The 11,729-nt window shown below is 65.6% G+C and carries 9 protein-coding genes; 6 read left to right on the top strand and 3 right to left on the bottom strand.

What is annotated here, in order from left to right; genetic code table 11:
* Positions 1–44: 44 nt before the first annotated feature.
* Together DN412_RS15245 and DN412_RS43410 are read right to left on the bottom strand one after the other, a co-directional pair.
* A complete protein-coding gene (locus tag DN412_RS15245) occupies positions 45–1,475 on the bottom strand; it encodes an MFS transporter (RefSeq protein ID WP_115212388.1) in 1,431 nt (476 codons plus the stop codon).
* 55 nt (positions 1,476–1,530) lie between these two features.
* Positions 1,531–1,683: a hypothetical protein gene (locus DN412_RS43410; RefSeq protein ID WP_161564004.1), complete on the bottom strand. Its 153-nt coding sequence runs from the start codon at positions 1,681–1,683 to the stop codon at positions 1,531–1,533.
* Positions 1,684–1,807: 124 nt separating this feature from the next.
* On the opposite strand from DN412_RS43410, the gene fdhA reads away from it, so the two are divergent.
* Entirely contained in the window at positions 1,808–3,007 is a 1,200-nt protein-coding gene (fdhA, locus tag DN412_RS15240; RefSeq protein WP_115212387.1) for a formaldehyde dehydrogenase, glutathione-independent, read from the top strand.
* A gap of 236 nt (positions 3,008–3,243) precedes the next feature.
* Here the strand turns inward: fdhA and DN412_RS15235 are convergent, their stop codons facing one another.
* The gene (locus tag DN412_RS15235) at positions 3,244–4,269 is read right to left on the bottom strand and encodes a GlxA family transcriptional regulator (RefSeq protein ID WP_115212386.1); all 1,026 of its coding nucleotides are present in this window, start codon (positions 4,267–4,269) and stop codon (positions 3,244–3,246) included.
* Positions 4,270–4,727: 458 nt separating this feature from the next.
* On the opposite strand from DN412_RS15235, the gene DN412_RS15230 reads away from it, so the two are divergent.
* The 5 genes from DN412_RS15230 to DN412_RS15210 all read left to right on the top strand — a co-directional run bounded on the left by DN412_RS15230 (position 4,728) and on the right by DN412_RS15210 (position 11,727).
* The gene (locus DN412_RS15230) at positions 4,728–6,002 is read left to right on the top strand and encodes a serine hydroxymethyltransferase (RefSeq protein WP_115212385.1); all 1,275 of its coding nucleotides are present in this window, start codon (positions 4,728–4,730) and stop codon (positions 6,000–6,002) included.
* 29 nt (positions 6,003–6,031) lie between these two features.
* The gene (locus DN412_RS15225) at positions 6,032–7,003 is read left to right on the top strand and encodes a dipeptidase (protein ID WP_115212384.1); all 972 of its coding nucleotides are present in this window, start codon (positions 6,032–6,034) and stop codon (positions 7,001–7,003) included.
* 135 nt (positions 7,004–7,138) lie between these two features.
* Positions 7,139–7,672, top strand: coding sequence for a DUF5943 domain-containing protein (locus DN412_RS15220; protein WP_115212383.1), 534 nt, complete (start codon positions 7,139–7,141; stop codon positions 7,670–7,672).
* Positions 7,673–7,735: 63 nt separating this feature from the next.
* On the top strand, positions 7,736–9,799 hold the full coding sequence (locus tag DN412_RS15215; RefSeq protein WP_115212382.1) for an NADH:flavin oxidoreductase: 2,064 nt from the start codon (positions 7,736–7,738) through the stop codon (positions 9,797–9,799).
* Between the two features lie 2 nt (positions 9,800–9,801).
* Entirely contained in the window at positions 9,802–11,727 is a 1,926-nt protein-coding gene (locus tag DN412_RS15210) for a (Fe-S)-binding protein (protein WP_115212381.1), read from the top strand.
* Positions 11,728–11,729 lie beyond the last annotated feature (2 nt).

Raw genomic sequence — 11,729 nt, 5'->3', positions numbered from 1 at the left:
CCGCGAGTCGCGACAGCGACTCACGGCAGAACCGGGCCTGCAGCTCAGGAAGTCTTGTCCGCTACTGCGGGATAGCCGGCTGTTTCAGCGGACGCGTCGTCCGACGCCAGCGCTTCCAGCGCGACGCCACGGGTCTCGATGCCGAGCACCCACACCGCGAGTGCCGCTACCGCGAACGAGATCGCGCCGAGGGTGAACACGCCGCCCTGTCCGAACACCGGCAACACCACGCCAACCACATAGGGCCCGATGAGCGAGCCGATCCGCCCAATTGCCGACGCGAAGCCGGACCCCGTCGCGCGCGCGCCGGTGCCGTACTGTTCCGGCGTGTACGTGTACAGGACCGCCCACATGCCGAACAGGAAGAATTGCATCGCCAGGCCGGTGCCGAGGAGCAGCGTGACACTGCCGCCGTACATCGCACTCTGCCCGTACAGGTACGCCATCGTGCCGCCGCCGAGCAGCGACGCGATGCAGGTGGGCTTGCGGCCCCAGCGCTCGACCAGCCACGCGGCGCACAGGAAGCCCGGTATGCCGCCGAGGGAGATCAGCACCGTGTAGTACACCGATTGCGTGACCGCGAAACCGGCCTGCTGAAGCAGCGCGCCGAGCCAGGACGTCAGGCCGTAGAAGCCGAGCAGCGCAAAGAACCAGAGCAGCCACACCATGGTCGTGCGGCGGCGGTATGCGCCGCTCCAGATCTCGCGCAACGCGCCGCGCCCGCGCACCGGCGCGGCCATCAGTTGCTGTGAAGGCCGAGGCAGCGTCGCGACGCCGGCGGAGCGCATCACCCTGGCTTCGATGTCGCGCATCACTGCGTCGGCCTCGGCGTGCCGGCCCGCGTGTTCGAGCCAGCGCGGCGATTCGGGCACGAGGCGGCGCACGATCAGTACGAACACGGCCGGGATCGCGAGCAGCGCGAACACGGTGCGCCAGCCGAACTGGGGCAGCACGAAGTAGGAAACGACGCCTGCCGTGATGAAGCCCAGCGGCCAGAAGCCATCCATCAGTGCGATCAGGCGCCCGCGGTTCGCGGCGGGCACGAATTCTGACAACAGCGTCTGCGCGACCGGAAACTCCATGCCCATGCCGATCCCCAGCAGGACGCGCCAGGCGATCAGCGCCTCGACACTTTGCGCCGTCGAGCACAGATACGACGCTACGCCCCACAGCACCATGCTCCACTGGAACACGGGCCGGCGCCCGAAGCGGTCCGCGAGCAGGCCGGCGAGCGCCGCACCGAGCACCATCCCGAAGAAGCTGGCGCTGGCGACCAGGCCAGTTGTCGCGGTGGACAACCCGAACTCCAGCTTGATCGAACCTAGTACGAAGGTCATGGTGGCAAGGTCGACCGAGTCGAAGAAGAACGCGACGGCGATGATGATGAAGATCAGCTTGTGGTAGCCGGAAAACGGCAGACGTTCGAGCCGGGCGGCGGCGTTCGCGCGCGCGGAAACGGGGGATGAGATTGGCATGGCGTCCTTGGAAAAAGTAAGGGCCTCGAATCAGCTTGCCCGAAGGCCCGGAATCTTAAGTAGACGCGGTAATCGACTGCAGATCTGGGGAAAAACCGTCGCCGGCTTGTGTGAAACCGTCATCGGGGCCGGGCGGTGCGGCTCCGCTCAGGATGCGCGCGGCGAGCGCGGTATGGCTGGCGCAAGCTCCGATGTCGGCGACGTTCAAGCGCGCGTCGGATTTTGCACACAGGCGCACAGTTGTCCCGGACTACTCTCGAAGGCGCGGCCGCGCATGCCGCGCGCCGATTGGCGCGCCGCGGCACGCTTCAACGATTGATGGAGACAAAGCGATGAGCAGCAACCGAGGTGTCGTATATCTTGAGCCTGGAAAGGTCGAGGTGCAGAAGATCGACTATCCGAAAATGGTCGATCCAAGCGGCCGTGCGATCGGCCACGGCGTGATCCTCAAGGTCGTGAGCACGAACATCTGCGGGTCGGACCAGCACATGGTGCGCGGGCGCACGACCGCACCGGCCGGTCTCGTGCTCGGTCACGAGATCACCGGCGAGGTGATCGAGGTCGGCCGCGACGTCGAGACGCTGAGGATCGGCGATCTGGTGTCGGTGCCGTTCAACGTCGCGTGCGGGCGCTGTGCTATGTGCAAGGAGCAGCACACCGGCGTATGCCTGAGCGTCAACCCGGCGCGTGCGGGCGGGGCGTACGGGTACGTCGACATGGGGGGATGGATCGGCGGCCAGGCGGAGTACGTGATGGTGCCGTATGCCGATTTCAACCTGCTGAAGTTCCCCGACCGCGACCAGGCGATGGCGAAAATCCGCGATCTCACCTGCCTGTCGGACATTTTGCCGACCGGCTATCACGGTGCCGTGACTGCGGGCGTGAAGCCCGGCTCGACCGTCTACATCGCCGGCGCGGGTCCGGTCGGCATGGCCGCGGCGGCTTCGGCGCGCCTGCTCGGCGCGGCCTGCACCATCGTCGGCGACATGAACCCGGCGCGTCTCGTTCACGCGAAGGCAATGGGTTTCGAAGTGGTCGATCTGTCCAAGGACGCGACACTTGGCGAGCAGATCGCCGAAATCCTTGGCACGCCGGAGATCGATTGCGCGGTCGATTGCGTTGGTTTCGAGGCGCACGGCCATGGCGCGTCCGGCCACGCGGAGGAGGCGCCGGCGACGGTGCTGAATTCACTGATGGAAATTACGCGGCCCGCCGGGGCGATCGGGATTCCGGGGCTCTACGTGACCGACGATCCGGGCGCCAAGGATGCAGCGGCGCAGCACGGCAGCCTGAGCATCCGCTTCGGCCTTGGCTGGGCGAAGTCGCACTCATTCCATACCGGGCAGACACCAGTGCTGAAGTACAACCGCAACCTGATGCAGGCGATCCTGCACGGTCGTCTGCCGATCGCGGAGATCGTCAACGTCTCCGTGATCTCGCTTGAGCAGGCGCCGGAAGGCTACAAGCAGTTTGATGGCGGTGCGCCACGGAAATTCGTCATCGATCCGCACGGGATGTTGGTGGCGGCGTGATCGGGCGATAAAGGCCGCCTGCGCCTGCGGACAAGGCGGGGAATGGCGAGTGTTATCTCCCCTCTCCCATTTATGGGAGAGGGGCGGGGGAGAGGGCGGGCGTCTCCACGGAGTGAGGCGTCACGATGCTTGCCAAGGGCCGGCCGATACCCCCGGCCTCTCCCGCACGCGGGAGAGGGGAGCAAACCGGCGACCTGGTCGCTTTGTATCGCCACGCCACCGCATGAGTCAGTGACTCACGCGTGCATCACCGGAGAATACTGCGCCGATCCGACAGAGCCCGGCGTCTTCGCCAGCGGCGCGATCTGCTGCCGGCGTTCGCGCGTCGGCGCGACGCCGAACGCGTCGCGGTAGCTCTTGCTGAAATGGCACGCGGACTGAAAGCCGCACGCCATTGTGATGTGCATGATGGACATGTCGGTCTGCAGCAGTAGCTCGCGCGCGCGGCGCAAACGCAGCGTCAGGTAGTAATGCGTCGGCGTCATCCCGAGATGGTCGCGGAACAGGCGCTGCAACTGCCGCTGCGACATGCTCGCCAGACGCGCGAGCTCTTCGCGCGATAGCGGTTCCTCGATGTTGTTCTCCATCAGCGAGATCACCTCGAACAGCGACTTGTTCGCCGAGCCGAGGCGCGCCACCAGCGGCATCTTCTGCTGCGCGCTCGTGTCGCGCACATGTTCGACGATGAACTGCTCGGCGATCTGCGTGACGCGTGCGGTGCCGATGCGGATGGTGATCAGGTTCAGCATCATGTCGAGCGGCGCGACGCCGCCCGTGCAGGTGATGCGGTCGCGGTCGATCACGAATAGTTCCTTGAGGAAGCGTGTGTCGGGAAACTCTTCCTTCAGCGCCGACATGTTCTCCCAGTGGATGGCGCAGGCGTAGCCGGCGAGCAGCCCGGATTTGGCCAGGGCGTAGGTGCCGGTACACAGGCTGCCCAGCACGATGCCCTCGCGCGCCGCGCGGCGCAGCGCTGACAGGTAGTCCGTCGTGGTCGAGCGCTGCACGTCGACGCCGCCGCAGACGAACACGATGTCCGGCCGCCCGATGCTGTCGGCGCGGGTGGTGTCAATTGCCAATCCGTTGCTCGCCGTAACCGGGCCGCCTTCCGGGCTGACGATGGACCAACGGTACAGTTCCTGGCCACTGAGGTAGTTTGCCATCCGCAGCACCTCGATCGCGCTGGTAAACGCAATCATCGTGAAGTTGGGCAACGGCATGAAGGCGAAGTGGGACAGCGACGCGGTTCGGTCGGGCGACATGGGGGGCGTTCCTCGAATTCTGATGGCGTTCAGGTCTGAAGCCTGGCTACCGTCTCTGGCTTTAGTGATAAAGCGGGCGCAACAAACGTGCCATACGGCGAAACCCTACGTTTGGGGGGCTGAGCTCGTTTGGGACGAGCGGCGTTGCACCGGATGCGTGACACGCCGCACTCGCGCCGCCGCGCGCGGCACTACCGTAGTGCAATGCAGCATGCGGGAGTGACGTGATAGGAATCCGCTTTTCTGCACTTGCCCGTCTGCGTCCCATGACCGACTTGTGAAAATCGGACGCGAATGGCGGAAAAGGAAAAGAACGCGTCTGAATTCATCAATCGACCCAATACCCGAACGACAAGAATAGAGCCGTCGGCAACGCTGCGCCGACGAGGCAGGAAGACCCGGCAACGAGGGCCTGTCCAGCCTGTCAGGCAGCCATCTCAATCCCTCACGGAAGCTCTATGTCGAACACCCAGTCATTCTTCTCGCAACCCTTGGCCGAGCGCGACGCGCTGGTGCGCGGCGCACTCCTGAAAGAACTCGAGCGGCAGCAGTCGCAAGTCGAGCTGATCGCTTCGGAAAACATCGTGTCGCGCGCCGTGCTCGAAGCGCAAGGCTCAGTGTTGACCAACAAGTACGCGGAAGGATACCCGGGCAAGCGCTACTACGGCGGCTGCGAGTTCGCGGACCAGGTTGAGTCGCTCGCGATCGAGCGCGTGAAGCAGCTCTTTAACGCCGGCTTTGCCAACGTCCAGCCGCACTCCGGCGCGCAGGCCAACGGCTCGGTCATGCTCGCACTGACGAAGCCGGGCGACACCGTGCTTGGCATGTCGCTCGACGCAGGTGGTCACCTGACCCATGGGGCGAAGCCCGCACTGTCGGGCAAGTGGTTCAATGCCGTGCAATACGGCGTGAACCGCGACACGATGCTGATCGACTACGACCAGGTCGAAGCGCTTGCGCACGAGCACAAGCCGAGCCTGATCATCGCCGGCTTTTCCGCCTATCCGCGCAAGCTGGATTTCGCCCGCTTCCGCGCGATTGCCGATAGCATCGGCGCCAAGCTGATGGTCGACATGGCGCACATCGCCGGCGTGATCGCCGCGGGCCGTCATCCGAATCCGGTCGAGCACGCGCATGTGGTCACATCGACGACGCACAAGACCCTGCGCGGCCCGCGCGGCGGCTTCGTGCTGACCAACGACGAAGAAATTGCGAAAAAGATCAACTCGGCCGTGTTCCCGGGCCTGCAGGGCGGCCCGTTGATGCACGTGATCGCTGGCAAGGCGGTCGCCTTCGGCGAGGCGCTGCAGCCGGAATTCAAAACCTACATCGACAACGTGCTCGCCAACGCAGCAGCGCTCGGCGAAGTGCTGAAGTCAGGCGGCGTCGACCTGGTCACGGGCGGCACCGACAACCATCTGCTGCTGGTCGACCTGCGGCCGAAGGGGCTGAAGGGCACCCAGGTCGAGCAGGCGCTCGAGCGCGCCGGCGTCACCTGCAACAAGAACGGCATTCCGTTCGACACCGAGAAGCCAACCATCACCTCGGGCATCCGGCTCGGCGCCCCGGCCGCGACAACGCGCGGCTTCGGCGTCACGGAGTTCCGCGAGATCGGCCGCCTGATCCTCGAAGTGTTCGAGGCGCTGCGCGCCAACCCCGAAGGCGACCAGGCCACCGAACAGCGCGTCCGCCGCCAGATCTTCGCGCTTTGCGAACGCTTCCCGATCTACTGACCCGCGTACCGACAAGACTGGAGCAACCAATGAGCGCGCTGCATCAGGACAGCATCATCATCGACGGCCTGAACATCTCCAAGTTCGAGCGTTCGGTGTTCGAAGACATGCACAAGGGCGGCATCACAGCGGCGAACTGTACGGTGTCGGTGTGGGAGAACTTCACCAAGACCGTCGACAACATCGCACTGATGAAAAAGCAGATCCGCGATAACGCCGAGCTGCTGACGTTGGTGCGTACCACTGACGACATCCTGCGCGCGAAGCGGGAAGGCAAGACCGGCGTGATCCTAGGTTTCCAGAACGCGCACGCGTTCGAGGACAACCTTGGCTATATCGAAGCGTTCGCCGACATGGGCGTGCGCGTGGTGCAGCTCTGCTACAACACCCAGAACCTGGTCGGCACCGGTTGCTACGAGCGCGATGGCGGGCTGTCCGACTTCGGCCGCGAAGTCATCACCGAGATGAACCGCGTCGGGATCATGGTCGATCTGTCGCACGTCGGCGGCAACACGTCGTCCGAAGCGATCGCATTCTCGAAGAAGCCGGTCTGCTATTCGCACTGCCTGCCGTCGGGCCTGAAGGAGCATCCGCGCAACAAGAGCGACGCGCAGCTGCGGGAGATCGCCGATGCGGGCGGCTTCGTCGGCGTGACGATGTTCGCTCCGTTCCTCAAGCGCGGCATCGAGGCGACGGTCGACGACTACATCGAGGCGATCGACTACGTCGTGAACCTGGTCGGCGAGGACGCGGTCGGTATCGGCACCGACTTCACGCAGGGCTACAGCACTGAGTTCTTCGACATGCTGACGCACGACAAGGGCCGCTATCGCCGCCTGACCAATTTCGGCAAGGTGATCAACCCGGAAGGCATCCGCACCATCGGCGAGTTCCCGAACCTGACCGCGGCGATGGAGCGCGCGGGCTGGAAGGCGTCGCGCATCCGCAAGATCATGGGTGAGAACTGGGTGCGCGTGTTCAGGGACGTGTGGGGCGCGTAATCCACACATAGGCCGCCAGTTCTTTCACGCAATCACAAAACACGGGACGTGCCCGCGCGACACACGCGGGCACGCGGGCGATGCCGCGCCTGCGCGATGACGCAAACGGCCATTTTTCCTCACGGAGTCACCACGATGCAACCGCAACTGCCGATCAACGTCGATCCCGATACCGGCGTCTGGACCACCGATGCGCTGCCCATGCTGTATGTGCCGCGCCACTTCTTCACCAACAACCACGTCGCCGTCGAAGAGGCGCTGGGCCGCGATACCTATGCGGAGATCCTCTACAAGGCCGGCTACAAGTCCGCGTACCACTGGTGCGACAAGGAAGCGAAGCTGCACGCGATCAGCGGGATGGCGGTGTTCGAGCACTACCTGAAGCGGCTGTCGCAGCGCGGCTGGGGACTGTTCTCGATCCTGGAGGCCGATCCGGCGACGGCCCGCGCGCGCATCGCGCTGCGGCACTCGTCGTTCGTGCTCGCGCAGCCGGAAAGGGAAGGCAAGCTTTGCTACATGTTCGCCGGCTGGTTCGCTGGCGCGATGGACTGGGTCAATGACACGACGCCAGCAGGCAAGGGCGCACCGCGCGCGCAGTCGAAGGAGGTGCAGTGCGCGGCCGAGGGTCACGATCATTGCGTGTTCGAAGTGTCGCCAGTCGCCCACTAAGCAACTTCCACTGACCGAACCCGTCCGCACTACGAAACATACAAACGCCAGAGGTCGTCCGCGATGCGTTATCCCAACTTGTTCAAACCTTTGCAGCTCAACCAGCTGACGCTGCGCAACCGGATCGTCAGCACCGCGCACGCCGAGGTGTATGCGGAGCCGGGCGGCCTGCCGGGCGACCGTTACATTCGCTATTACGAGGAGAAGGCAAAGGGCGGCGTCGGCCTGGCGATCTGCGGTGGCTCGAGCCCGGTCTCCATCGACAGTCCCCAGGGGTGGTGGAAGTCGGTGAACCTGTCGACCGACCAGATCATCGATCCGCTGTCGCGTCTCGCCGAGACGATGCACCGCCACGGCGCCAAGATCATGATCCAGGCCACACACATGGGACGCCGTTCGGCGTTCCACGGCGAGCACTGGCCACACCTGATGACGCCGTCCGGCGTGCGCGAGCCGGTGCACCGTGGCAACGCGAAGATCATCGAGATCGAGGAGATCCGGCGGATCATCGCCGACTTCGCGGCCGCCGCGAAGCGCGTGCAGGACGCGGGGATGGACGGCATCGAAATCTCGGCCGCGCACCAGCACCTGATCGACCAGTTCTGGAGCCCCCGCACCAACTTCCGTACCGACGAATGGGGCGGCAGCCTGGAGAATCGCCTGCGCTTCGGCGTCGAGGTGCTGCAGGCGGTGCGCGAGGCGGTTGGGAAGGACTTCTGCGTCGGCCTGCGGATGTGCGGCGACGAATTCCATGAAGACGGGCTCGATCACGAGCAGCTCAAGGAGATCGCGCAGGCGATGTCTGAATCAGGGTTGATCGACTATCTCGGTGTGATCGGCTCCGGCGCGGATACGCACAACACGCTCGCCAACTGCATGCCGCCGATGGCGCTGCCGCCCGAGCCGTTCGTGCATCTCGCCGCGGGTATCAAGGCGGTGGTCAAGGTGCCGGTGATGCACGCGCAGAGCATCCGCGACGCGGGCCAGGCCGAGCGCCTGCTCGCCAGCGGCATGGTCGACCTGGTCGGCATGACGCGCGCGCAGATGGCCGATCCGCATATGGTCATCAAGATCCGCGACGGGCGCGAGGACGAGATCAAGCAATGCGTCGGCGCGAACTACTGCATCGACCGCCAGTACAACGGCCTGGACGTGTTGTGCGTGCAGAACGCCGCGACGTCGCGCGAGGCGACCATGCCTCACCTGATCGAGAAGTCGCGCGGCCCGAAGCGCAAGGTCGTCGTGGTCGGCGCCGGCCCGGCGGGACTTGAGGCGGCACGCGTCGCGCGTTCGCGCGGACATGACGTCGTGCTGTTCGAGAGGAACGCCGAAGTGGGCGGGCAGATCATGTTGGCGTCGAAGGCGCCGCAGCGCGAGCAGATGGCGGGCATTGTGCGCTGGTTCGACATGGAGACCAGGCGCCTCGGCGTCGACCGGCGCCTGGGCGTCGAAGCCGACGCGAAGATGATCATGGCGGAGAAGCCGGACATCATCGTGCTGGCGACCGGCGGCCGCGCATTCTCCGACCAGGTGCCCGCGTGGGGCGTTGCCGAGGGGCTGGCGGTCAGCTCGTGGGATGTGCTGTCCGGGCGCGTCGAAGCGAAGCAGAACGTGCTGGTCTACGACGGCGTGAGCACGCACGCAGGCGCGGGCGTCGCCGACTACCTGGCCAGCCGCGGCGCGAAGGTGGAGATCGTCACGCCGGACGTGAAGGTTGCCGACGACTGCGGCGGCACGACGTTCCCGATTTTCTATCGCCGGCTGTACGCGCAGGGCGTGATCCACACCCCGAACTACTGGCTAGATCGCGTCTACGAGGATGACGGCAAGAAGATCGCGGTGCTGCGCAACGAATACACCGAAGAACTCGAGGAGCGCGCGGTCGACCGGGTGGTGATCGAGAATGGTTCGACGCCGAACGACACGCTGTACTGGAAGCTGAAGCCGGAATCGGTCAACCGCGGCCAGGTCGACGTGCACAAGCTGTTCGCGGCGGAACCACAACCGTGCCTGTCGGAGACGCTCGGCAACGGCCGCTTCCTGTTGTTCCGGGTTGGCGACTGCATCTCGATGCACAACATCCACGGCGCGATCTACGACGCGCTGCGGCTCGTGAAGGATTTCTGACGATGAATCCGTCCAACCTGATTACCGTCCTGCTCTGGCTGTCGGTGGCGGGGCTCGCCTTCGCGGTGTTGAAGCGCGCGTCGTACTGGCGGCTTGGGCGGGCGAGCGCGCCCGGCGCGTTCGGCATTGCCAACCTGTTCGCGATCCCCAAGCGCTATTTCGTCGACCTGCACCACGTCGTTGCGCGCGACCCGTATATCGCCAAGACGCACGTCGCGGCGGCCGGTGGCGCGATCGGCGCGCTTGCACTCGTGTTCGTCAACTACGGTCTCGCCATCTACTCGCCCTGGCTCGACAAGCTGACCTTTGCCGCGGCGCTGGTGATGCTGGTCGGTGCGGTGTTCGTGTGGCGCCGGCGCCGGTCGAAGGACGTGCCCGCGCGCTTGTCGAAGGGGCCGTGGAATACGCTGCCATGGCTGCTCGGTTCGTTCGCGCTCGGGCTCGCCCTGTTCTCACTGGTGCCGGCTGGTCTGATGTCAGGGGCGTTCGCCGTGTTCTGCGCGGTGCTGATCGCCGTCGGCGCGCTGGCCATGACGGTCGGCGCAGCGCAAGGCGGGCCGATGAAGCATGCGATCGCGGGCCTGCTGCATCTCGCGTTCCATCCGCGCCAGGAGCGCTTCGCGGCGTCGCCCGAGTCGTACACCGGAAACGGCACGGCCACGCCGCCGACCGCGCTCAAGCTGCCCGACATCGAGCACCAGGAGTATGGCGTCGCGAAGCCGGTCGAGTTCCGCTGGAACCAGCTGCTGAGCTTCGACGCGTGCGTGCAGTGCGGCAAGTGCGAGGCCGCCTGTCCGGCGTTCGCTTCGGGCCAGCCGCTGAACCCGAAGAAGCTGATCCAGGATCTCGTCGTCGGGATGGCGGGCGGCACCGATGCCGCGTACGCAGGCAGTCCGACCCCCGGCATTCCCGTCGGCCGGCATCGCGGCGAGCCGAACGGCCCGATCGTATCCGGCCTGATCGAGGCACAGACGTTGTGGTCGTGCACCACCTGCCGCGCTTGCGTGCAGGAGTGCCCGATGCTGATCGAGCACGTCGATGCGATCGTCGACATGCGCCGCAACCAGACGCTTGAGCATGGCACCGTGCCGGACAAGGGCGCCGAAGTGCTCGCGAACCTGCGCGAAACCGGCACGATGGGCGGCTACGATACCGCTGCGCGCTATGACTGGTCGGTCGATCTGAATGCGCCGGTGGCGCAGCCGGGCAAGACGGTCGACGTGCTGATCGTCGCCGGCGAAGGCGCGTTCGACATGCGCTACCAGCGCACGCTGCGCGCATTTGTCAAAGTGCTGAACCAGGCGGGCATCGACTATGCGGTGCTTGGCGAGGTGGAAACCGACACCGGCGATGTCGCGCGCCGTCTGGGCGACGAGGCGACCTTCCAGCAACTGGCGAAGCACCTGATCGGCACGCTCGGCACGCTGTCGTTCCGCCAGATCGTGACGGCCGATCCGCACGTGATGCACAGCCTGCGCAACGAGTACCGCGCGCTGGGCCTGCGCGTCACGGTCAAGCATCACACGAGCTATCTGGCCGAGCTTGCGTCGAGCGGGCTGATCGCGCCGAAAGCGGTCGAGGCGCTGCGCGACAAGCGCATCACCTATCACGATCCCTGCTATCTCGGCCGCTACAACGGCGAAACCGAGGCCCCGCGCAAGCTGCTGAAGGCGATCGGCATCCAGGTGGTCGAGATGGAACGCAACGGCATGCGGGGCCGCTGCTGCGGCGGCGGGGGTGGCGCACCATTGACGGATGTTCCCGGCAAGCAGCGCATTCCCGACATCCGCATCGCCGACGCGCGCGCGGTGGGCGCGGACGTGGTTGCGGTTGGATGCCCAAACTGCACGGCGATGCTGGAAGGCGTCGTCGGCCCGCGCCCTGACGTGCTCGACGTGGCTGAACTGGTCGCCGCCTCGCTGGAGTGAAT

Source organism: Cupriavidus lacunae, from assembly GCF_003353055.1.
Classification (GTDB): Bacteria; Pseudomonadota; Gammaproteobacteria; order Burkholderiales; family Burkholderiaceae; genus Cupriavidus; species Cupriavidus lacunae.
The sequence above is the reverse complement of the archived record's forward strand: the minus strand, read 5'-3'. Positions and strand labels throughout refer to the sequence as shown.

Bases quoted from the DNA above. Each gene is read 5' to 3' on its own strand.
- DN412_RS15245 (WP_115212388.1), bottom strand. From the start codon at position 1,475: ATGCCAATCTCATCCCCCGTTTCCGCGCGCGCGAACGCCGCCGCCCGG.
- fdhA (WP_115212387.1), top strand. From the start codon at position 1,808: ATGAGCAGCAACCGAGGTGTCGTATATCTTGAGCCTGGAAAGGTCGAG.
- DN412_RS15235 (WP_115212386.1), bottom strand. From the start codon at position 4,269: ATGTCGCCCGACCGAACCGCGTCGCTGTCCCACTTCGCCTTCATGCCG.
- DN412_RS15230 (WP_115212385.1), top strand. From the start codon at position 4,728: ATGTCGAACACCCAGTCATTCTTCTCGCAACCCTTGGCCGAGCGCGAC.
- DN412_RS15225 (WP_115212384.1), top strand. From the start codon at position 6,032: ATGAGCGCGCTGCATCAGGACAGCATCATCATCGACGGCCTGAACATC.
- DN412_RS15220 (WP_115212383.1), top strand. From the start codon at position 7,139: ATGCAACCGCAACTGCCGATCAACGTCGATCCCGATACCGGCGTCTGG.
- DN412_RS15215 (WP_115212382.1), top strand. From the start codon at position 7,736: ATGCGTTATCCCAACTTGTTCAAACCTTTGCAGCTCAACCAGCTGACG.
- DN412_RS15210 (WP_115212381.1), top strand. From the start codon at position 9,802: ATGAATCCGTCCAACCTGATTACCGTCCTGCTCTGGCTGTCGGTGGCG.